Here is a 24,506-nt window from a genome sequence, read left to right on the forward strand (position 1 = left end):
TATAAAAAGCGAACAAATAAAAGTTCGGTTTTTATCAGAACTTTATTTATATTTGCAAAGTCATTAGTATGAGGATTATAGGGAAAAAGACAATCTTAAAGATCAAAAAGAAAAACATAGGCAATAAAAAGCTATGTATTGAAATCGATAAGTTAATCACAGATTTACAAAAGTTTAATCCTAACGAAGAAAATATTAGTGACATTAGAAATGATGCAGACTGTGTTCATAATGACGGATTTTATTTTTTTGATATTCACGTTCACAGAACACTTATATTAATTGAGTTTGATGAGGACGGTGAAGCTACAATTGTTTGGGCAGGAACGCATCAGGAATATGAATCGACTTTTAAAAATACAAAATCGACTATTGAAAAATGGTTGAGAAAAAACGGCTATATAGGATGAAAACACATTTTGACATAGAGCAACTAATAGAAAAAGGCGTAATCACAAACGAATTGGATTATGAAAGAGCGCTTATTGCCGACAGGAAATTGAGACTTCTGGCAAAGGAAGATTTCAACTTTAAAAAGCTAAGAACTAAACTGCGTGACATAATTGAAAAATATGAAAATGCAGAATGGAGTGATGTAAATCAAATTGATGATGCTAAACTTTTAGAAAGTGACAAAGCAGAACAGATTGCCGATTTAGAAAGAGTATTTCTGGAAAACAGAAAACAAGTCATCAGAAAAAAACTCAAGGAACTGGAATTAACTCAGGAAAATCTGGGTTCTATTTTAGGTCACAAAAGCAAGACGCACATGTCGGAGCTGATGAATGGTATTAAACCTTTTACTTTACGAGATTTAATTATTATTAATCGACTGTTGAAAATTGAAATAGCTGTATTGATTCCTGTATTTCTTTCTAAAGAAGATCAAATTAAGGTAAAGGAAGCTGTCATAAAACTTGGGAAACCGAAAGTGAAACTGGCAAGTGACGATTTGGTTTTATCTTAAAACAATCTGATGCTCGTTTGCAACGAATACCAACTTTTACTATAAAAACTAAATAAAGCGTTTATAACGCGTCTGTTTAGATAGATTACCTCACATAAAACTTATAAGGAGATTTTGTTTTTAACAGCCGCTTTACAAACGCTATATTTAGTTTACAAAAGTAGTAAGATACTCGTTGCAAACGAGCCACCAGATGTTGAATTAAATAGTTCAATTGATATATAATAATGAAGGCGCTTTCTTTTTTTAAGGGAGTGTTTTTTTACATACTTAAAAGTTAATTACTTACATTTAATTTTTAAAAAGAATTAGTATATTTAAAATATGGATGAGACTAAATACAGAAATCTATTTGTTGCTCAATTAAGGGGCAGTGCTTCTGATTTTGATAATGAGTTTAAGAGAGTAATTCGTGAAAATGGTTATTCTGAAGAGCTTAAAAAAGAATTTTATTTTGCGGCCTTTGATAGTATTATTAAGGTAAATAAGAATCTTTTAGTTAGAAAAGATGAGTTTTACAAAGAGAATGTTGTTGCACTATATAATTTATTTATTAATGCTCTAATAGAAGATGGAATAGATTATTCAAGTATTGAAGAAAAGAAAGCAAATTTTGAAAAAAATGAATTTCCTGAGGTCAATCTATATGCAAAAGATATAAAAAGTAATAAACCTGCTCCAGAATATATTCCTACTTATAAGCAATATAATCCAAATACTAAATATGGTAGAAGAAAAGCACGCGAACAGGCACAAAGAAATTATGAAAATGGAACCGAAGAATATCGTAATGATATTGATAATATAAAGATCATTTTATGGTTAATTGTAATAGTCGTTGGTATAATTTTCTTTTATATAAAAACTAAATTATCATCTTAACCTATTTTAACTAAAATAAAAAAACACATAATTTAACATAACTCTATGTGTGTTTTTATTTATGAAGAGAAATTGCTCGCAATCCCGATAGTTATCACGAGCAAATTTTAACCACTTTCGCAATCTGAGTATTCACACGAATATTATTAAGAGCATCTAATCCCGGTGTTTCATAAGTGCTAAATTCTAAATTAACACCCGGTCTAAAAATCAGGCAGTGTGTTGAACCTCCAAAATGAAACATACCCAGTTCCCTGCTCGTGCGAGCTTCTAGCTCGTATGCACAAACAAATCAAATTTCACCAAAACCATTGAATTAATTCAATATTTTTATAAAAAACCATAAGTATCTTGTGCTGTTCAAACTAACACAAAACTTATGAAAAAAATCTACTATTTTATGCTGTCCCTTTTGGTATCGGCATCAGTTTCAGCAGCTACTTATTATGTGACACCAACCGGAAGTGCTTCTAATTCGGGTTCGAGTTTTACTAGCGCTATGAATTTTAAAACCGCTGTTGGCAAAGCTGTTGCCGGAGATGTTATTTTATTACAAGCCGGAACGTATACAATTGCGTATACTGCCGGTGCAAAAAACACTATTTCGTTTACAAAATCAGGAACTTCAGCAAGTCCAATCAAGGTAGAATGTGTAAACAACGGAAGGGCGATCATAGATTTTTCGTTTCCGGATCAGGAATGGGTACAGGATTCGTACGGTTTTAGCATTACAGGTTCGTATTGGAATTTCAAAGGAATTGCTATTACCAGAGCAGGCTATCAAGGCGCTTATGTAACAGGTTCTAATACTACTTTTGAAAATTGTGCTTTTTACAACAATCGCAACACCGGTTTGGAAATTAACAAAGGTGGTTCTAATACCACGGTAAAAAACTGCGATGCTTACCGAAATTATGACCCTAAAAAAAAGGGAAGCATGGCTGATGGTTTTGGTCCAAAACAAGAACAGGGACCCGGAAATAAATTCATCAACTGCCGTGCCTGGGAAAATTCAGATGACGGATACGATTGTTTTGACAGTACCCAAAAAGTAACTTTCGAAAACTGCTGGGCGATCAGAAACGGAGTTGATGTATGGAATTACGGAGGCTTTACCGGAAACGGAAATGGTTTTAAAGTAGGAGGAAATTCTGTTCCGGCTGACAATGTACTGACCAAATGTGTTGCAATAGGACATCCCAAAAAAGGATTCGATCAGAACAACAATACCGGAAGCATAACACTATATAATTGTACAGGATTCGGAAACAACATCAACTTTGGTTTTGGAAATCCGGTGCAATCGGGAAAGAAACATATTTTCAAAAATAATATTTCATTATCCGGAACAATTTCTATTTCAAACGCTACACAGCAAAACAACTCGTGGAATCTAAGTGTCACTGTAAATACCTCCGATTTTACAAGTACCAGTACTTCACTTGCCATCGGAGCCCGACAGTCAAATGGGGATCTTCCAACAAACTTACCATTCAAATTAGTTCAGGGAAGCGATCTGATTGACAAAGGGACAAATGTTGGTCTTTCGTATTCCGGCAGTAATCCTGATTTAGGTTATTCCGAAAGTAACTTTACAACCGCTAAAAAAATAAATACAGATCTAAATGTGGAAACAATAGAAGATGTTAATTCTGATTTAACATTTAATTATTATCCAAATCCGGTAAAAAACATCCTGACAATAGAATTAGACAACGAAATGGCAAAAGGCACTTTAATTGAGCTGTTTGATTTGTCCGGTAAATTGATTGTTACTAAAACTGTGAATAGGCAAACAGAAAACTTAAGTTTAGAAAATCTTCCATCTGGAGCTTATATTTTGACTTTAACAACTAATGGAAATAAAATTAGTAAACGTATTATTAAAGATTAAAGGGGTACAATTTTAGTGTTTCACTTTGAAAATTAGATACAAAAAAACAGATAGTTTTCAGTTAGAGAACTATCTGTTTTTTTATGAAATACTGTAAGATTGTTTGCAAAACTTGCTTTAAATGCCAAAAAAGAAAACCTTTGCGACTTCGCGACTTTGCGAGATTAAAAAATTAGGCCTTTTTTCTTGCCTCAATATTCGGCAGAAACCCAGTGATAACTCCTATCAACGGCAGGAAGGCACAAATTTTAAAAACATATTCGATACTGGTGGCATCAGCAATTTTTCCTAAAACCGCAGAACCTAACCCGCCCATTCCGAAAGCAAATCCAAAGAAAAGACCGGCTACCAAACCCACTTTTCCAGGCATTAATTCGGTAGCGTAAACCAGAATTGCCGAGAACGCAGAAGAAAGTATTAGGCCAATAATTACAGATAAAATTCCAACCCAGAATAGAGAAACGTAAGGCAGCATCATAGTAAAAGGAGCAACACCCAGTATAGAAATCCAGATGACATATTTTCTTCCAAAGCGATCACCAATCGGGCCTCCAATTAACGTTCCGGCAGCGACTGCGCCCGAAAATAAAAATAAATAAATCTGTGACTGCTGAATCGAAATATGAAATTTATCAATCAAAAAGAACGTATAATAACTCGTAATACTCGCCATGTAGAAATATTTGGAGAAAATCAAAACCAATAAAATGACCAACGACCCAATTACTCTGTTTTTAGACAAATGATGCGTTTCAATTTTGTACGCTGTTTTATTGGTATTTCTTAAAGCCAGATGTTCCGTGTACCAAAGCGCAATTTTATACAAAGCAAAAATCCCAACCAAAGCAATAATACAAAACCAAGCCACATAACTTTGTCCGTGCGGAATAATAATAAAAGCTGCCAATAAAGGCCCAATAGCGCTTCCGGCATTTCCGCCTAATTGAAAGATAGACTGCGCCAGCCCTTTTTTACCTCCTGAAGCCAGATGTGCCACTCTTGAAGATTCGGGATGGAAAATCGAAGACCCGATTCCGATTAAGCTCACAGATAATAAAAGATACGTAAAACTCGAAGCAATCGAAACAAGAAAAAGTCCGGTCATGGTAAAACACATTCCGATAATCAATGAATAAGGTTTTGATTTTTTGTCGGTATACATTCCTACAAAAGGCTGAAGAATAGAAGCAACAATCTGATAGGTAAAAGTGATAATTCCGATTTGAGAAAAACTTAAATTGAAATTTTCCTTCAGTAACGGATAAATGGACGGAACAACAGCCTGTAAAAGATCATTAATTAAATGCGAAAAACTGATGATAAAAAGAATAGAATAAGTAGTTTTTTTGACTATTTCCGAATTGGTTTTAATGGTCTCCATGAGTTATTTTTAGATTATGACAGATTAAAAATGATATCTGCAATTAATTTTTTACAAAGGTGAAAATAAATGACAGTGTCTTAATTACTATATTTGGACAATGAATAACGATGTTCGGACATATAAAGTAGTTGGTTTTGGATTTCAGATAAATCCTGACTTACCAGTCGTGGGTTATACTGAAATGGTAACTGATGCCGTTTGTATATCACATTCGCATCCGCGGGCACAGCTTATTTATGCTACCAGCGGTGTTATGAATGTCGTGGTCAATAATCAGATTTGGGTTGTAAATCCGCTGCAGGGACTTTGGATTCCGGGTGATACCGAACATCAGGTAACGTTTCAGAAAGATGTTAATTTATATAGTGTCTATGTCGATCCTTCGTTTATGGATGGGTTGCCGAAAGTCAGTTTTTCTTTTGATATTTCGGTATTTCTAAAACAATTGGTTTTTAAAATCATTTCTTTTGGAACTGATGGGAATATCACATCTCCCAAAAGAAGAATCATCGATGTATTCCTGGACGAATTGGCCTTAATCGAACCAAGTGCCACTTTTCTGCCAACAACTAACCATGAAAGACTGCAAAAAGTAGTGCAGCTTTTGCTTAATGATGTGGCCAGTAAAAATACGATCGAGTATTATGCCGACATATCTTTTATGAGCAGCAAAACCTTATCTCGTTTATTCATCAAAGAACTCGGAATGAATTTCAGCGACTGGCGCACCCGATTGAAATTACTGGAAGCCATAAAACGATTAGGCGAAAAACAATCCATAAAAGAAATAGCGCTCGATTTGGGTTATGAAACTGCGAGTGCTTTTATTTTTATGTTTAAAAAGCATTTGGGAACGACACCAGCTAATTATATTTTGGAGGATGAAAATGAGGTTAAAAAAATGATTGTGTAGTTTTTTATTGAGTATTATTAGGGCATCTTTATGATCGATTTAGATATTGAATTGACAAAGAAATTGTAGTCTGCAGACTTCGCAGTTGCTTCCTTATATTGTCTCTCTTTTTATTCATCAAACCTGGTTTAAGCTGGTGTATGCTATTTTTCTAATTGAGAAGCAGCCATTAAAATCGCGCAGTAGCCATGTGGATGTGTTGCTGTCTCATGAGAAGGGCAATTTACAGGTCTCACAAGAATATATTCTGCAATATCTTTTTTTATTCCCATGCCAGGTGTAAAAGAGTTAATCTGAACTTTGCCGTCTTGGTTAATATTAAGAAAAGCTTTTAGCCCATTCCAGCCTTTCTGAATTGTATTATTATAGGATTCATCCAGCCATCCATTTGTTACTGCTTTTTTAAGGGAATAAAGAATCATTCCTGACCCGCTTGATTCAGGATAATTGCCTTTTAACTCTTTATGGTTAATCATGTGATACCACATTCCGTCATTGTGTTGCGTATTTTTTATTCCAATTGCTAACTGACGTAACAAATAAACTGTTTTGTCATAATCCGGATGGTCTTTAGAAAGATATTCTAAAATATCAACTAGAGCCATTGAATACCATCCTACATTTCGGCTCCACACTTCTGTTGAGGTTCCTGTTATAGAATTTGCCCAGGCCATTTTTTTATCAGAATTCCAACCATGGTAAGGTAAATGAGTCTCAATGTTAAATGTTCTTGAAGCAACGAGGAAAAGTTGAAAAATAGCAGTATCTACACATTCTTTATCATTAAACAGTGCTCCGTACTTTATTAAAAATGGATTTGCCATGTAAGCACCGTCAATAGTCATTACATTTTTGTAGTGATCATTATTTTTATGCCAGTAACCTCCATCCGGAGTTTTATTAAAAAGACTGGGATTAGAAGAAGAACCTAGCAAGTAATTTTTTAAATTCGTAGCAGCAATTTTATATTTAAGATCTCCGGTTTGTTCAAATAAAAATAAGCAAACCATACCGGGATGAATTCTGTCTAGTTCGGGCTCTAGTCCGTTTATGTTGCCTTCTTTATCGATAAAAGCATCAGCATATTTTTTTATATAATTAAGATATTCATGTTTTTTAGAATTTAAGTATATTTTTTCTATCCCATGTAAAATAATACTGTTGGCGTGATCCCATCCTTTGTGTGTCATGAAGTCAATATTAGGCTGATATCGTTGAATTATTGCGTCGCTAAATTGGACCCCAAAATTGGTTGATTGTGCGCAGGACAAGAAATTTATAGTCAATAAAATAATTAGGAATAGTTTTTTCACTTTTTGGCAGATTAGAAATTGATCAAGTTAGTTTTGTAAATTAACAAATATATTTCTACAGATTTTTTATTTTTTTAATGAAAAATGCGAGGAGATTTTAAGTTCTATTTAATGAATTATCAAACGCCTTTAATCTTCAGATTAAAAGCTCTGTTTGGTTGTGCACTTAAAACAAATAAGAATTATTTTATATCTGAATTTATGAAAATTCCGTTCACGTAATTAACTTATTTCGAATACGAATTAATTGTGTTTTAAAATTCTTTCAAAAAAGAAATATTTTGTTAATTTCAGGACGGTACAGGACAGTGCAGGTTGTAAAATGTGAAAATAACACTTATCTTTAGTCCCAAAAAATATTTTTATGCGAAATCGATTTCTAAATTTTAAAAAATTATTTGTTTTTGCAGTTTTATTTTCTTCAGCTCTTGTATTTGCTCAGGAAAATAAACCTGCCACATGGATTTGGTATCCAGGGGATTTTGAAATTTGGTTAAGCAATAAAATGCAGGTTAGACGTACAGAACGTGAAGCAGTATTTCCACCGCTTTGGCAATATTACAGTCCGTATGCCCTGGTAACTTTTCAAACAGAAGTAGATATTCCGGCACCAGACGAGGTAAAAATCTACTCGGAAGGCTCTTTTCAATTACTTTTAGATGGTGTTCAAATTTATGGACAGCCAAAATCAATAAAAATTCCTGCCGGAAAACATAAAATTTCCTTTAAAGTTTACAATCAGGAAGTGCTGCCGGCTATTTATATTTCTGGTCAATATGTTAAATCTGATGCATCCTGGAAAGTAACCAATGAAGATAAACTTTGGATTGATGAAAATGGAAAAGCGCAACAATCTGGTACGCCTTGGGTTCCTGTTGGTTCCTGGAATTTTAATGCACCGGAGAATAAACCGTCAGGGTTTAAACTAACCACAAAACCTTTGAGTGCGAAAAAAACAGAGAAAATAGGGTCAGGTCAGTTGGTCGATTTTGGAAGAGAAACTTTTGGTTACATTAAAATTCACGGGTTAAAAGGGAAAGGTAAACTAGCTCTTTATTATGGTGAATCTCGTGAGGAAGCGTTGGATTCCGCCAGATGTGAAACCTTAGACCATTTGTCTTTTGATGGAAAACAGCCCGAAACCTACACACATGATGGATCCAAAGCATTCCGCTATGTTCAGGTACAGGCAGATGCAGGAGTAAAATACGATTCTATTTCGATGCTTTACGAATATTTGCCATTGGACTATCGCGGTGCTTTCAAATCTTCGGACCAAGAATTGAATAAAATTTGGGATGTGTCGGCTTACACGATGCATTTAACGTCCCGAGAATTTTTTATAGATGGAATCAAACGCGACCGCTGGGTTTGGTCGGGCGATGCATATCAGAGTTATTTGATGAATTATTATTTATTCTTTGATTCGGCTTCTGTAGAACGAACGCTGTTGGCTCTTCGCGGAAAAGATCCTGTGACCGCTCATGTAAATATCATTATGGATTATTCGCTGTATTGGTTTGTGGGTGTTTACGATTACTACTTACACACGGGAGATACGAAATTCATCAAAACTTTTTACCCAAGAATGAAATCGCTTATGGATTTCTGTTTGGAAAGAAGAAACAAAAACGGATTTCTGGAACCATTAGAAGGTGATTGGGTTTTTATTGATTGGGCGAACGGATTGCCAAAAACCGGCGAGGTAAGTTTTGAGCAGATGCTTTTAGCAAGAAGTCTAGAAGCCATGGCAGTAAGCGCTGAAATTGCCGATAAAAAGGATGATCAAAAACAATATCAAAAATTAGCTTCGGATTTAAAAACCAAATTATTCGATGTCTTTTGGGATAAGAAAGAAAACGTGATGAAGCACCAGCGTATCGACGGAAAAATGCAGGATATTGTAACCAGATACGCTAATATGTTTGGTATTTTCTTCAATTATTTTGATGAAGAACAAAAACAAAGTATAAAAAATAAGGTATTACTCAATAAAGATGTTCTTCAAATCACAACACCATACATGCGTTTTTACGAACTGGAAGCCTTGTGTGCTATAGGCGAACAAGATTATGTGCTGAAAGAAATGAAAGACTATTGGGGCGGAATGTTAAAAGAAGGCGCTACTTCTTTTTGGGAAGAATACAACCCAAACAAAAAAGGAAAAGAACATTTAGAAATGTATGGACGTCCTTATGGAAAAAGCCTTTGCCATGCCTGGGGGTCCAGTCCAATTTATTTGCTTGGGAAATATTATTTAGGAGTAAAACCAACTGCTCCGGGTTATGCTGAATATGAAATCAAACCGAATTTAGGCGGACAGCAATGGATGGAAGGAAAAGTGCCAACCCCAAATGGAGAAGTGGCGTTGTATGTGAGCAAATCTGAGATAAAAGTAAAAGCCTCTGAAGGCGAAGGAAAATTGGTTTTTGAAAGTGCAGGCAAACCAAAAGCGAGTTCAGGGACGATTACGGAATTGGCAAAGAACAAATATCAGTTGATCGTAAAACCGAATGTGGAGTATAAAGTGAGTTATAAGGCTCTGTAGTTCTTAGTCCTTAGTGCCTTGTAATTATTTTAGCATGTTACGTCTAGTTTGTCATTTCGACGGAGGAGAAATCTTCACAAGTAGCTCCACAAAGTTTGATCTGCAAAGCGTGCTCAGCAAACGAAGATTTCTCCTCCGTCGAAATGACAAGATTGAAGAAATTCAGAAGTCAATAAAAAAAATAGAAACCCATGTTTTCAAAAAATACAAAATACAACTTCAAATTAAAAACTGCTTTCTTAATGCTATTGGCCGTCTGCATTCAAGCCACAGCACAAAGCAACGCATGGAAGCCAGCATCATTCGAAATTGTAAAATCCAATTATAAAACATTCAAAACGAGTCAGTACGCTCATGTTTTTTCGGGAAGCAAATACAATATAGTGGGTTTAGCACCCGAATTACAAGGTTTGACAGGTATTGAACTTCCTTTGGATAAATATAAAAACGGGACAAACTCGCCTTTGCAGTTAAAATTCAAAGAACCGGTTCAGGTTTTAGTAGGGATTTTTCAGGAAAAGAATTCAGAATATCTGCAAGCCGATAAACTTCAAAATGCAAAATTAGTTTTAGAAAACGGAGTTACAATCACAGGGTTGGCTCCTGTAAATATATATGCAATTGCTTACGCAAAAGGAACACACACAATTCTGCCAAACGCAAAAGGATTGTTTGCCATTTTGGGAGTAATAAAAAGCAGTCAGCAATTGGTTTCCCGAAACGCCGAATTATTAGACGGAAAGCTTTGGAATCCAACTTATATCATCGAAGGATTCTCCGATGAAAAACCGCTATTTGAAATCATTGGCGGAGAAAACAAACCCGTTATAGACGAAGGAATGCCTGGAACAGAAGGAATTCAGGGAGGTTTTGAAGGAGGAAGAGTCGTAAAAGTCGGCGATACTTATCACATGTTTCCAACTGAAAGAGCAGGAGAAAAAGGAGTGGAATATTATTATGACCGTGTAAAAACCAAAATTGGTCACTGGACAAGTAAAGACGCCATTCACTGGAAAAGAGAATCTACCATTTATCAGGCAAGCGGAACTTACGCAGTTACAGAAGATGATAATCCAATGAACGATCGTCGTGGTGCTATTTGGTCGTATATGCCTGTTTTTAGCGAAAAAGCAAACAAATGGTATGGCTATTATTTGGCGTATACCGTTCATAAAGAAATTCAGCCAAATCACTCTTTTGGAAGAATCTGGAGATGCGAATCGACTGTAGAAGGGATCAACGGAATTGGCGGCCCTTATAAAGATATGGGCATTATTATGGAACCGGGATTGGATTCTCAGCCTTGGGAAGGACGTCAGGGAGTAGCTTCGTTTTTTCCATATAAAGTCGGCGATAAATATTTTGGATTTTACAGCGGGGCTTATCCGTTTGAATCCTGGGCAGATTATCCGAAGAAATCAGGAAAAGGCTGGTTTGTGGCTTTAGCAGAATCAAATAGTCTGGAAGGACCTTGGACAAGAATGAATAAAGGCTTAGAACCAATAAAAACAATCCATCCTCAATTTGTCGAAAACCCAATCGTAAGCCAGTTGCCAAACGGATTGTACATCGCTGTTTTTGATGGAGGTCCGGAAGGCTGGGGACATCATTTACCCAATATGATAGGCTACACACTTTCAAAAGACGGAATCAATTGGGGAGAAGCGCGCTATTTGCCTATAGAAACCAAAGTAGATAAAACCTGGGATATTATGAGAACACCATTATGTTTAATTCCTGAAGGCAATGATGTTTACACGATTATCTATAATACGATTGATTTGAAAAAACGATTTCATCCAACAGGAATGGTAAAAGTAAAATTGAATAAAGAGGTAATGAATTCTCGTCTAGAAGAATTGAAAAAAGAAAAATAATATTTCACGCAGATTTTGCAGATTTTTATCTGCTTTATCAACGAGAGAAAAATAAAAAACTTTGCGACTCTGCGACTTTGCGAGAGCTAAAAACTAAGCTTATAAATTAATCTCGCAAAGTCGCTAAGACGCAAAGAAAAAAAACATAAAAATGAAAATTAAATACCTAATAATAACCATTTCCGCACTTGTCATAACAAGCTGTGCGACCAAATACAAAAAAAGAGAAATCAACGAAACCGTAATGCAGGAGATTTACAACGAAATCAAAACGCCTTACAAATATGGTTTGGTGATGGTGCCAACAGACAACTCATACAAAATGGACTGTCCGAGTGTTTTCAGAAAAGATGGAAAATGGTACATGACCTATTTAATTTATGACGGAAGAGGATACGAAACCTGGCTGGCAGAAAGTGACGATTTATTACATTGGAAGCATTTAGGAAAAGTAATGTCTTTCTCAGAAAATGAGAAACACTGGGATGTCAACCAAAAAGCAGGATATATTTCGTTGCAAGATCCAACCTGGGGCGGAAGTTACGAATGGGAAAAATACGATGATAAATACTGGATGAGTTATTTTGGCGGAGACAGTAAAGGTTACGAAGCAGGAGTTTTGTCGATTGGAATGGCCTATACCACAGCATCACCGACAAAGCCACACGAATTTAAGAGATTAGAAAATCCGGTTTTGACACCAAAAGATAAAGATGTAAGCTGGTGGGATAACAGTACGATGTATAAAAACAGTGTGATTCGCGATAAAGAAAAATTGACCGGACATAATTTTATCATGTATTACAATGCCCGTGGTGATAGTATAAATCCGGCAAAAGGAGCAGAAAGAATTGGAATGGCGGTTTCTGACGATATGAAAACATGGAAACGTTTCGGGAAAAATCCGGTACTTAACAACCATAAAGGAATTACGGGCGATGCTTTTATTCAGAGAATCAACAATACCTGGGTGATGTTTTACTTCGGAGCTTTCTGGACGGGTTGGGATCAGGGTGCATTTAACCGATTTGCAGTTTCGAATGATTTAATCCATTGGAACGACTGGAAGGGCGACAATTTAATACAGTCATCTGAGCCGTATGACGATATGTTTGCCCACAAATCATTCGTCGTAAAACACAACGGAGTTGTATATCATTTTTATTGTGCCGTAAACAAAGCAGAACAAAGAGGAATTGCAGTAGCAACTTCAAAAGATTTAGGGAAAAGCGAAACGAATTTTGTGGCTCCGCCAGAGAAAAAGAAGAAGAATTAAGTATTAAGACCAAACTTGTCATTTCGACGAAGGAGAAATCTTCGCAAGTAACTCCGCACAGAAAGACTACCAATCTTTGTAGAATATTACACGGAGATTTCTCCTTCGTCGGAATGACAAAAAAATAAAAATAGAATTAATGTTCAAAGCAATTCAAATAAATCACTTTTCAAAGTTTCGATTTTCGATAAGTAAATCGGTATTCACATTTTTCATATTATTTCTAACATCTTACGTAACACAGGCACAATCCGTAACCGGCGAACCTGCAGGAATTCCTGAATTGCACAAAAAATACGAGTTCGCCCCTTGGGAAGATCCAACGGTAACCAGTATCAACAGACAGCCATCCAGAGCGACGGCGTATTCGTACACCAGTGTTGAAGACGCGTTAAAAGGCGACAGAACCAAAAGCCGAATCCAAATGCTGAACGGCGATTGGAACTTTAAATATGCGGTTAACTTAAAAGAAGCTAATAAAGATTTCTATAAAAACACCGTTTCAGGCTGGGATAAAATTGAAGTCCCATCCAACTGGGAAATGAAAGGCTACGATAACCCGATTTACAAAAGTGCCGTTTATCCGTTTAGGCCAATAAATCCGCCTTATATTCCTAAAGATTATAACGGAATTGGTTCCTACCAACGCAGTTTTACCGTTCCTGAAAACTGGAAAGATATGACGGTGACTTTACATTTTGGAGCCGTAAGTTCAGGTTTTGAAGTATGGTTAAATGGAGAATTTTTAGGATACGGGGAAGACAGTTTCCTGCCATCCGAGTTTGATATTACACCTTATCTGAAAGTTGGCGAAAACGTAGTTTCAGTTCGTGTGATTCGCTGGGCAGATGGTTCTTATTTAGAAGATCAGGATCACTGGCGTATGAGCGGGATCCAGCGTGAAGTTTTTATTATGGCTGAGCCAAAACTGCGCATTCAGGATTTCTTTGTTCAAACCAAATTGGATAAACAATACACAGATGCGATTTTTAAACTGCGTCCAAAAGTAGAGAATCTGACCGGAGAAAAAGTCAAAGATTACACAATGAATGTTCAGTTGTACGATGCCAATAATACGGCAATGTTCAAAGAACCGCTTCAAAGACCGGTGATTGATTTGATCAACGAAAGTTACCCACGTCTGGATAATGTGCGTTTCGGATTCTTTCAGGAAACCATTAAAAATCCAAAAAAATGGAGTTCAGAAGAACCGAATTTATATACAATGGTCATTTCCATAAAAGATAAAAACGGAAATATTACCGAAGCGAAAAGTTGTAAAGTAGGTTTCCGTTCGATAGAATTCTCCAAAGAAAACGGCAAAATGCTCATCAACGGAAAAGAAACTTATGTCTATGGCGTAAACCGTCACGATCATAATCCAATCAGAGGAAAAGCAGTTACCAGAGAAGATATCAAACAGGATATCACAACAATTAAGAAATATAATTTCAATTTTATTCGTACCAGTCATTATCCAAACGATCCGTATTTTTATGAATTATGCGACCAATACGGAATTATGGTGATGGACGAAGCGAATCAGGAAACGCACGGAATTGGCGGAAAATTAGCAAACGATCCAAAATGGACAAATGCTTATTTGGAGCGTATGACCCGAATGGTCGAAAGAGATAAAAATCACCCGTCAGTAGTAATGTGGAGTTTAGGTAACGAAGGCGGAAAAGGTCCAAACCACGCAGCAATGTCGGGCTGGGTTCACGATTTCGATATCACACGTCCCGTGCATTACGAACCGGCACAGGGAAACGCAAAATTAGACGGTTATATCGATCCGCTGGATTCGGGATATCCAAAAACAATCGATCACGCGTATCGTTTCGAAAATCCACAGGATGATTCGTATGTGGATATGGTCAGCCGTTTTTATCCGGGCGTTTTCACTCCGAAATTTTTGGTGGATCAAAAGAAAGATACCCGACCGATTATTTTCGTTGAATATTCTCATGCCATGGGGAATTCAGTTGGAAATTTAAAAGAATTGTGGGATGAATTCCGTTCGCTTCCAAGAGTTATTGGAGGCTGTATCTGGGAATTTAAAGATCAGGGACTGGTAAAATTCGATTCCAGATCAGGTCAGAACTATTTTGCTCACGGAGGAGATTTTGGCGAAAAATACCACGATGGAAATTTCAATACCAAAGGGATTGTAGATTCTAATGGAAAACCAAAAGGTTCGATTTTTGAAAATAAATGGGTCTACCAGCCAGCAACATCGACTTTAAATGGTAATCAATTAGAAATAAAAAACCGCAGTGCAGTAAAATCATTGGCAGATTACACTCCGGTTTTGAAAATTCTGGAAAACGGAAATGTCATCAAAATACACGTTTTAAAACCTTTCAATTTAGAAGCAGGACAATCGACTAATTTAAATATAAGTCAGTATCTGCCGAAGATAAAAGCGGATGCGGAATATCTTTTGAATATCGAATTCCAGCTTTCGAAAGATGAACTTTGGGCTTCAAAAGGATACGCTGTCGCAGAAGATCAGTTTCTGCTGAAAAAGAAAGAACTTGTTTTAAATCTTGGAAAAGAAAGTAATCTTGAAATGAAAGGAACTGAGACTGATTCAGATTTCATAATAAAAGGGAAAACTTTTGAGGTCAAAATCAGTCAGGAAAATGGAGCTTTAAGTTCTTATATTTTCAATGGCGAAGAACAAGTTTTTGCTCCGTTGCTCCCTAATTTCGTAAGACCGCTTACGGATAATGATAAAAGAGGATGGAAATCACAAAAACTTTTAAAACAATGGTACAAAGCAAAACCAAAATTGGTAAGCACTAAAATGGCCACTGCGATTGATGGGATATTTGTTACCAGTAATTATGAGGTTTTAAAAGATAGTGCACAAGTACAAATCATTTATAAAATCAATCCAAACGGAATTGTTAAAGTCGATTACAGTTTAAAAGCATCGAATAAATTGCCAAATATTCCAAAAATCGGAATGCAGATGGGTGTTCAAAGAAAATTTGACCAGATTTCGTGGTACGGAAAAGGGGAATTAGAAAACTATAACGACAGAAGTTTTGGCTCGTTTGTTGGTAAATATTCATTGCCAATTAATGACTTTATCGAGCATTACCCAAAACCACAGGAAAATGGAAATCGTTGCGATGTACGATGGATGGCATTAAGTTCTCCACAAAAAAGCAATGGATTTTTGGTGGTAAATGATACCAAAGTTTTAAGTATGAGCGCATGGCCGTATACACAGGAAAATCTAAGTGCAGCTACTCATACATATGAATTGAAAGACCCTGGATTTTTGACAGTGAATATTGATTTAATTCAAATGGGAGTTGGAGGAAACGACAGTTGGACGTTAGTCGCTCAGCCAATTGAGCAATATCAGATAAAGTCAGGAGACTATCAATATAGTTTTTATTTGACGCCTTTTTCGGGTTCAAAAAATGAATTGGAAAGTAGTTTGAAGAAGTTTAAATATTAAATTACGATTTATCTTAACAGGTTTCCAAAACCTGTTAGGTATTTTTTATTATAGAAAAAGTAAATTTTAAGTATAGTATAAGTACGGTTTGTCATTTCGACGAAGGAGAAATCTTCGCAAGAAACTCCACAAAGATTAGACTTTCTTTACGGATCTACTTGTGTAGATTTCTCCTTCGTCGAAATGACAAAAAAAACTAAAAAAACAAAAAAAATAATCTGCCAAATCTGCGAGAGTAAATTTTTCCTGCAGATTTTGGAGATAAAGCAGATCATCAAAAAACAAACAATAATGTTTCAAAAAAAACACCTCTTTTTTATCCTTCTATTTGCAAGTATCGTCTCTGCACAGGAAGTTCATAAAAAAGAATCTTTTCAGCCAACGCTAGAATCCTCCAAATCGTGGGTATATTGGTATTGGATGAAATCAGCCTATTCCAAACCCGGAATCACAGCCGATTTAGAGGCGATGAAACAAGCCGGAATTGCAGGCGCCTATTTAATGACCATCAAAGGTCCGGCAAATCCACCATTGATCGATCCGCCAGTTTTACAGTTGAGTCCTGAATTTTGGGATATGATCCATTGGGCTTTTAAAGAAGCGGATCGTTTAGGTTTAAAATTGGCTTTTCACGGGGCAGACGGATTTGCGGTTGCAGGAGGTCCTTGGATTACGCCTGAAATGTCAATGCAGAAAGTGGTTTGGTCGACAACTGAAATTTTAGGAGGAAAAAAAGCAGCTTCAAAACTTCCCGTTTCGGAACATTACAAAGACTATTATAAAGACATTGCGACTTTTGCTATTCCGATAAAAGAATATCAAACAACATCACAAATTCAATTGCCAAAAGTTACAACATCAAATAATTCAGATGCTTCATTTTTGGCTGATCCTAAAAAAGACGAAAATTTCAAGTTTGCCGATGCAGGCTGGATTCAGTACGAATTTGCTCAGCCTTTTACCTGCAAATCGATTGTAATTGAAACCAAAGGAAGAGATTATCAGGCACAGCGTTTAATTGTGGAAGTGAGTGATGACGGAATCAATTTTAGATTTCACGAAAGATTGATAGCACCACGTCACGGTTGGCAGGATATGGATTTCTCAAATACACATACAATTGCACCCGTTACGGCAAAATATTTCAGATTTGTTTATGATCCGGTAGGAACAGAACCAGGAGCAGAAGATTTAGATTTTGCGAAATGGAAACAAAACCTGAAAGTAAGTAAAATTACACTTTCGAATCAATCACTGATTAATAATTACGAAGGAAAATCAGGAGCAATCTGGCGTTTGACACCAGAAACTACAGAAAAACAGATTCCTAATACAGAGGCATTCAAAAAATCAGAAATCATCAATGTTTCGAGTTTTGTTGATGCTGATGGAAATTTGAACTGGAAAGCTCCAAAAGGGAAATGGAAAATTATCCGAATGGGACATACTTCTACAGGTCATGAAAATGCAACGGGCGGAGCAGGAAAAGGTTTGGAAGTAGATAAATTTAATCCAGAATTAATTCGTTTTCAATTGGATCATTGGTTTGGAGAAGCCGTTCGTTCTGCTGGTCCTGAGCTGGCTTCAAAAGTGTTAGAAATTCTTCATTTTGACAGTTGGGAATGTGGAAGCCAAAACTGGTCTTCGGTTTTTCAGGCGGAATTTAAAAAGAGACGTGGCTACGATCTTGTAGATTATCTTCCAGTCATGGCCGGAATTCCCGTAGAAAGTGCCGATTTCTCAGAGAAAGTTTTATATGATGTCAGAAAAACCATTGCCGATTTGGTAGCGGATAATTTCTACGGAACTGTCGCTCAAATTGCAAAAGAATATAAGGTTAAATTAAGTTCTGAAAATGTTGCGCCAACAATGATGAGTGATGCTTTGTTGCATTATAAATATGTGGATTATCCGGGCGGTGAATTTTGGCTGAAAAGCCCAACTCATGACAAACCTTTTGATATGGTAGATGCCATTTCGGGCGGACATATTTACGGAAAAGACATTATTCAGGCAGAATCTTTTACGGCGTTGAGAATGGATTGGGACGAACATCCGGGGAATTTAAAAACAACGACAGACCGCAATTACGCTTTAGGAATTAACCGATTATTCTATCATGTTTTTGTACATAATCCGTGGACTGACAGAAAACCGGGAATGACTTTGGATGATATCGGAACTTTTTTCCAAAGAGACCAAACCTGGTGGAAACCGGGGAAAGCATGGTTTGAGTATTGCCAACGTGTGCAGTTTCAGTTGCAGAAAGGAAAACCAGTAATTGATTTAGCGGTTTTTATTGGAGAAGATTTTCCTTCACGCTCTTTTGTACCGGATCGATTAGTGCCGTTAATTCCGAATGTGTTTGGAAAGGAAAGACTGGAAAGCGAGAAAATCCGTTTGGAAAATGAAGGTCAGCCAACAGCCAAAATGCCGAAAGAAGTGACGTATTCTAAAAATATCACTGATTTATCACAATGGATTAATCCTCTAAATGGTTATCAATATGATTCATTTAATGCCGATGTTTTAATCAACAGAGCAAAAGTTCAAAACGGAAAAGTAACTTTTGATGGTGGAATTGAATATGGCGCTTTACTTTTTCCGGGAAGTCACAAAATGGCTCCGAACAAAATGATTTCTTTGGCTTCCGCCGAAAAAATACTGCAATTGCTAAAAGAAGGTGGAACTATTTTTGTAGATGAAAAACCAACTATCCAGCCGGGAATTCAGTCAGAAGAAGATCAAAAGAAATGGCAGAATGTAATTGATGAAATCTGGAACAATGCAAATGCTGAATCATGGAAAATTGGAAAAGGAACAGTTATGAAATTACCGTATTTAGGAAATGATTTTGCTTCAATCGGAATTACACAAGATGTTTATTTTCCGAACCTGAACAGAACCGATTCAGAAACTATTGCCTACACACACCGAAAAGCAGAAAACGAAGATTTATATTTCCTTTCGAATCAAAAGAATGAAAAAAGAACATTTGATGCTTCTTTTAGAATAACAGGAAAAGTGCCTCAATGGTATAATCCTGTTACCGATAAAACTTTAGCTTTAACCAATTGGAAAATAGAAAACGGAAGAACAATTGTTTCGATAATTTTAGATGCCAACGAATCCGGTTTTGTGATTTTTAAAGACGAAACGAAAGATGTTTTAGCTCAGGGAAAATCTTCTGAATTTGAAAAAGTTCAGGTTTTAGATGAAAACTGGGATCTACAATTTGATCCTGAATTCAAAGGTCCGAAAGAAGTGGTAAAAACGAACAAACTTTTTGACTGGAGTACTTCTGAAAACGATCAGATTAAGTATTATTCAGGAACTGTGGTGTATAAAAAGGAGTTCATCTGGAAAGGAAAAGATGTTAATAAAATATGGCTTGATTTAGGAGAAATTGCAAATATGGCCGAAGTTTCAATCAACGGAAAAGACTGCGGAACACTTTGGACTTTCCCTTTTAAAACTGATATTTCAAAAGTTTTGCAAAAAGGAAAAAATACGATAGAAATAAAAATCACAAATACTTGGGCAAATAGATTAATCGGCGATCAAAAATTGCCAAAAGAAGAAAAATTAACGTGGACAACAGCGCCATTTCGTTTGGAAGGCGAACCGTTGTTAAAAGCGGGATTATTGGGACCAGTAAGTATTGTAAAAGAAAAATAAAATGTTAGCCACAGATTAAAGGATTAAAAATGATTATTTAACCTGTGATAAAAGAAGAGTTAGATGAATTGCCTCCAGCTTTAGCTGGAGGTTTAGAAGAAGATAAAAATTGGGCTTTAGCCAAACTAATTATTTGGCTAAAGCCCTAAAAATGAAAATACTTTATGACCTCCAGCTAAAGCTGGAGGCAATTGAAAACAAAAATATCAATAGATTAAAGAATTTCAAGTGATTAATAATCCTTTTTAATTTTTTAATCTGTGGCAAAAAAAACATAAAAAATGAAAAAATCAATTATTGCATTATTAACGATTTTAGCAAGTTTTCAAATTAATGCCAAAATTAAACTACCTGCATTGTTTACAGACAACATGATGTTGCAGCAAAAATCGAACGCACCAATTTGGGGATGGGCAGAAAAGAATGCAAATGTTACGATCAAAACATCATGGAATTCTAAAATCTACAAAACAAAAGCTGATGCTTCCGGTAAATGGAAAACTGAATTACAAACGCCAACAGCAGGAGGACCTTTTACAATTGAAGTTACGGAAGGAAACGAAAAAGTAACCATCAAAAATATTTTGATTGGCGAAGTCTGGCTTTGCTCCGGTCAGTCGAATATGGAAATGCCTTTGAAAGGATTTCAGGGACAGCCGATTAAAAACGGAAATGAAATTATTGTAAGATCAACTAATAAAAACATTCGTTTAATTACGATTCCGCGTGCAACGGTTTTAGAGCCATTGCAGGATTTTGAAGGAAAATGGGAAGTTGCATCGCCTAAATCAACTTCTAATTTTAGTGCAACGGCCTGGTATTTCGGTTCGTTGTTACAGGAAGTTTTACAGGTTCCGGTGGGATTGATTCATGTTTCGTACGGAGGTTCGAGTATGGAAGCCTGGATGAATCAGGAAATGCTGAAAGATTTTGCAAGTGCCAAAATTCCGACCACAAAAGAAGAATTGGCAAAAGACCCAAATCGTGTTCCAACGACTTTGTTCAACGGAATGCTTTCGCCGATTATTGGTTACGGAATTAAAGGCTGTATCTGGTACCAGGGAGAATCGAATTACGAAAGAGCAAATGAATATACTGCTTTGATGAAGAAAATGGTAAGCAGTTGGAGAACGTTGTGGAATCAGGGAGAATTTCCTTTTTATTTTGCTCAAATAGCACCTTTTAATTACGCTTCATTTCACCCAAAAGATTATTTAGAAAAATACAATTCGGCTTATTTGAGAGAGGCGCAATTTATAGCCGCAAAAGAAATTCCGAATTCAGGAATGGCAGTTTTAATGGATGTTGGTGAAGAAAATAATATTCACCCAATGGACAAAGAAAAAGGAGGGAATCGACTGGCGTTCCAGGCTTTGGCAAGAAGTTATGGAATTGAAGGTTTCGAATTCGAAAGTCCGAAATACAAATCAATGGAAATAAAAGACGGCGCTATAACGGTTTCTTTTGATGATGTTGCTAACGGAATCACGACTTACGACAAAGAGGTTTTAGGTTTTGAAATTGCTGGTGAAGACAAGGTTTTTTATCCTGCTAAAACCGTTGTTAGAAGAAAATCAGTGGTTTTGACTTCTGATAAAGTTACAAAACCAGTTGCGGTAAGATATTTGTGGAAAGATTTCGCAAAAGCTGAATTGTTTAGCGCGGGCGGATTGCCGGTTTCTTCATTTAGAACAGACGAGTGGTAATTAATAATTATAAGTTATGAGTTATGAGTTTCCACATAGTCTGTCATTTCGACGAAGGAGAAATCTTCGCAAGTAACTCGACAAAGATTTGAACCTAGCATGATGATTGTTTGGGACGCTTAATTTATAACTCTCGTAGATTTGGCAGTTTTTGGAGATAAAAATAAATATGCTTAATCAGCTAAATCTGCGAGAGAAAATTAAAAATAGATATCTACAAGGTTTTGAAAACCTTGCAGGAAAGAAAACGATGAAAAATAATATACTATTAATACTTCTCTTCACTACGTTTTGCATCAAAGCGCAAATTCCTGCGCTCGATAATTACAATCAAGTTTGGACAACGCAAAGCCCAAATTCATCAGAATCTATGCCTTTAGGAGGTGGAGATATCGGGATGAATGTTTGGGTAGAAAAAGGTGATTTGTATTTCTATTTTTCCCGAAGCGGGACTTTCGATGAGCATAATACGTTATTGAAATTAGGTCGTGTAAAAATTACTTTAAGTCCGAATCCGTTTGTGGGGGCAGCAGGTTTTCGTCAGGAATTAAAACTGAAAGACGGGTATGTTTTGGTTGGTCAAAACGATACCAAAATCAAACTTTGGGTTGATGTTTTTAAACCAATAATTCATGTTGATTTAGAAAGTAAAGATCTGCTGAAAATGACAGCCTCTTATGAAAGCTGGCGTTATCAGAACCATCAGTCAAAAGGAAAAGAAAATAATGCCAATTCCTATAAATGGGCACCTCAGGGAGATCTAATCATTTTTAAAGATTCGATTGCTTTTGAAAATAACGGACTTAAATTCTACCACAGAAATCGAGAAGAAACTGTTTTCGATGTCGCTGTAAAACAGCAGAAAATGGAATCGGTCAAAGATCAAATGATGAATCCAATTGCCAATTTGACTTTCGGTGGATTCATGAAAGGCGATAATTTAAAACCGGATGGAACATATCTTGGAAAATATCAGGATACCGATTTCAAAGGTTTTAATTTAACGAGCATAAAACCTTCAAAAAAGCATTCTTTAGAAATTTTCTTAAACACCATTCAATCTGATTTTTCAACTTGGAATAACGGATTGAAAAGCTTAATTGCTGAAAATAAAAATACAGCAAAACAAGCGGAGAAAAACACAATAAAATGGTGGAATAATTTCTGGAACCGCAGTTTTATTTACACTCAAAAAAGTACTTCCACAGCCAAAGATTCTGTTTATCAAATAGGACAGAATTATCAATTGTTCCGCTATATGTTGGGCTGTAATGCATACGGAAAATATCCAACAAAATTCAACGGTGGATTGTTTACAGTTGATCCTGCTTTTACGAATCCCGATTTGAATTTCACACCTGATTTCAGGAATTGGGGAGGAGGAACAATGACAGCCCAAAACCAAAGATTAGTGTATCATCCGATGGTAAAAAGCGGTGATTTTGACATGATGAAATCACAGCTTGATTATTATTTGAGCCTTCAGAAAAATGCGGAATTAAGAAGCAAAGTCTATTGGAACCATAACGGCGCATCGTTTACCGAACAATTAGAAAATTTTGGACTTCCAAATCCTGCAGAATACGAATGGAAACGCCCGGCAGATTATGATCCGGGAATGGAATATAACGCCTGGTTGGAATACGAATGGGATACGGTTTTTGAGTTTTGCCAGATGATGTTGCAGCATAAAGAATATGCAGGAGAAGATATTCAGAAATACAATCCATTCATCATTAGTTGTCTTCGTTTTTTTGATGAACACTATCAATATTTAGCTAAGAAAAGAGGCAGAAAAGCTTTGGATGGAAACGGGCATTTAGTACTGTTTCCGGGTTCTGCTGTCGAAACTTACAAAATGACCAACAATGCCAACAGCACTATTTCGGCATTGAAAATAATTATGGAAAATCTTTTAAACCTTTCTGAAAAAGAATTGTCCAAAGAAGACGGTGAATATCTGAAAAGTTTTCAAACCCGAATTCCGCCTTTGAATTTTGGACAGATTGAAAATCATAAAGTGCTGCTTCCGGCAAAAACCTGGGAACGCATAAATAATACCGAAGTGCCACAATTGTATCCGGTATATCCGTGGGGAATTTACGGAATTGGAAAACCCGATTTAGAAACGGCTTTGAATACATGGAAATACGATTCGGATGCAATAAAATTCAGAAGTCATATCGGCTGGAAACAGGATAATATATTTTCGGCAAGATTAGGCTTAACCGAAGAAGCAGCAAAATATAATTTGTTGAAAATGTCCAATTCAGAAAGACGTTTCCCCGCATTTTGGGGTCCCGGATATGACTGGGTTCCGGACCACAACTGGGGAGGTGCCGGAATGATTGGAATGCAGGAAATGCTTTTGCAGGAAGCAGATGGAAAAATCTATCTTTTTCCGGCCTGGCCAAAAGAATGGAATGTGCATTTTAAATTGCATGCAGCACAAAATACAACCGTGGAAGCGGAAATGATAAACGGGGAGCTGAAAGTCCTCAAAGTAACTCCCGAAGAAAGAAAAAAAAACATTATAAATCTGTTAGGGATTTCAATAGAAGAAAAGAAAAAACTAAACTAACTAGTACCGATC

General features: G+C 36.2%; 14 protein-coding genes. 12 read left to right on the plus strand and 2 right to left on the minus strand.

Annotated elements, in window-relative coordinates:
- Positions 1-68: 68 nt before the first annotated feature.
- The 4 genes from JE46_RS12035 to JE46_RS12050 all read left to right on the plus strand — a co-directional run bounded on the left by JE46_RS12035 (position 69) and on the right by JE46_RS12050 (position 3,743).
- A complete protein-coding gene (locus JE46_RS12035) occupies positions 69-410 on the plus strand; it encodes a type II toxin-antitoxin system HigB family toxin (protein WP_031455536.1) in 342 nt (113 codons plus the stop codon).
- Positions 407-967 carry a hypothetical protein gene (locus JE46_RS12040; RefSeq protein ID WP_031455537.1) on the plus strand — a complete coding sequence of 187 codons (561 nt, stop codon included), beginning with the start codon at positions 407-409 and terminating at the stop codon, positions 965-967. The genes JE46_RS12035 and JE46_RS12040 overlap by 4 nt, the downstream gene beginning before the upstream one ends.
- A 324-nt stretch (positions 968-1,291) precedes the next feature.
- Positions 1,292-1,849 carry a hypothetical protein gene (locus JE46_RS12045; protein WP_031455538.1) on the plus strand — a complete coding sequence of 186 codons (558 nt, stop codon included), beginning with the start codon at positions 1,292-1,294 and terminating at the stop codon, positions 1,847-1,849.
- A 379-nt stretch (positions 1,850-2,228) separates the two neighbouring features.
- The gene (locus JE46_RS12050; protein WP_167343435.1) at positions 2,229-3,743 is read left to right on the plus strand and encodes a right-handed parallel beta-helix repeat-containing protein; all 1,515 of its coding nucleotides are present in this window, start codon (positions 2,229-2,231) and stop codon (positions 3,741-3,743) included.
- 172 nt (positions 3,744-3,915) lie between these two features.
- On the opposite strand, the gene JE46_RS12055 is transcribed toward JE46_RS12050, so the two are convergent.
- Positions 3,916-5,124: an MFS transporter gene (locus tag JE46_RS12055; protein WP_031455540.1), complete on the minus strand. Its 1,209-nt coding sequence runs from the start codon at positions 5,122-5,124 to the stop codon at positions 3,916-3,918.
- A 100-nt stretch (positions 5,125-5,224) separates the two neighbouring features.
- On the opposite strand from JE46_RS12055, the gene JE46_RS12060 reads away from it, so the two are divergent.
- Positions 5,225-6,040 (plus strand): AraC family transcriptional regulator, encoded by an 816-nt coding sequence (locus JE46_RS12060; RefSeq protein WP_031455541.1) that lies wholly within the window; start codon positions 5,225-5,227, stop codon positions 6,038-6,040.
- A gap of 143 nt (positions 6,041-6,183) precedes the next feature.
- Here the strand turns inward: JE46_RS12060 and JE46_RS12065 are convergent, their stop codons facing one another.
- Positions 6,184-7,353 carry a glycoside hydrolase family 88/105 protein gene (locus JE46_RS12065; protein WP_035136562.1) on the minus strand — a complete coding sequence of 390 codons (1,170 nt, stop codon included), beginning with the start codon at positions 7,351-7,353 and terminating at the stop codon, positions 6,184-6,186.
- A gap of 364 nt (positions 7,354-7,717) precedes the next feature.
- Between JE46_RS12065 and JE46_RS12070 the strand changes: the two genes are divergently transcribed.
- The 7 genes from JE46_RS12070 to JE46_RS12100 all read left to right on the plus strand — a co-directional run bounded on the left by JE46_RS12070 (position 7,718) and on the right by JE46_RS12100 (position 24,494).
- Positions 7,718-9,901, plus strand: a complete 2,184-nt coding sequence (locus tag JE46_RS12070) for an alpha-L-rhamnosidase-related protein (RefSeq protein ID WP_031455543.1) — start codon at positions 7,718-7,720, stop codon at positions 9,899-9,901.
- A 191-nt stretch (positions 9,902-10,092) separates the two neighbouring features.
- On the plus strand, positions 10,093-11,778 hold the full coding sequence (locus JE46_RS12075; protein ID WP_031455544.1) for a glycoside hydrolase family protein: 1,686 nt from the start codon (positions 10,093-10,095) through the stop codon (positions 11,776-11,778).
- Positions 11,779-11,929: 151 nt separating this feature from the next.
- Positions 11,930-13,054 carry a glycoside hydrolase family protein gene (locus JE46_RS12080; protein ID WP_031455545.1) on the plus strand — a complete coding sequence of 375 codons (1,125 nt, stop codon included), beginning with the start codon at positions 11,930-11,932 and terminating at the stop codon, positions 13,052-13,054.
- A gap of 139 nt (positions 13,055-13,193) precedes the next feature.
- Positions 13,194-16,529, plus strand: a complete 3,336-nt coding sequence (locus tag JE46_RS12085) for a glycoside hydrolase family 2 TIM barrel-domain containing protein (protein WP_031455546.1) — start codon at positions 13,194-13,196, stop codon at positions 16,527-16,529.
- A gap of 291 nt (positions 16,530-16,820) precedes the next feature.
- Positions 16,821-20,207, plus strand: coding sequence for a glycosyl hydrolase (locus JE46_RS12090; protein WP_031455547.1), 3,387 nt, complete (start codon positions 16,821-16,823; stop codon positions 20,205-20,207).
- Between the two features lie 281 nt (positions 20,208-20,488).
- Complete coding sequence (locus JE46_RS12095) at positions 20,489-21,913, plus strand: sialate O-acetylesterase (protein ID WP_031455548.1); 1,425 nt, start codon at positions 20,489-20,491, stop codon at positions 21,911-21,913.
- A 169-nt stretch (positions 21,914-22,082) separates the two neighbouring features.
- Complete coding sequence (locus tag JE46_RS12100; RefSeq protein WP_236010626.1) at positions 22,083-24,494, plus strand: DUF5703 domain-containing protein; 2,412 nt, start codon at positions 22,083-22,085, stop codon at positions 24,492-24,494.
- The last annotated feature ends 12 nt before the right edge of the window (positions 24,495-24,506 follow it).

The organism is Flavobacterium chungangense LMG 26729 (assembly GCF_000735715.2).
GTDB classification, from domain to species: Bacteria; Bacteroidota; Bacteroidia; order Flavobacteriales; family Flavobacteriaceae; genus Flavobacterium; species Flavobacterium chungangense.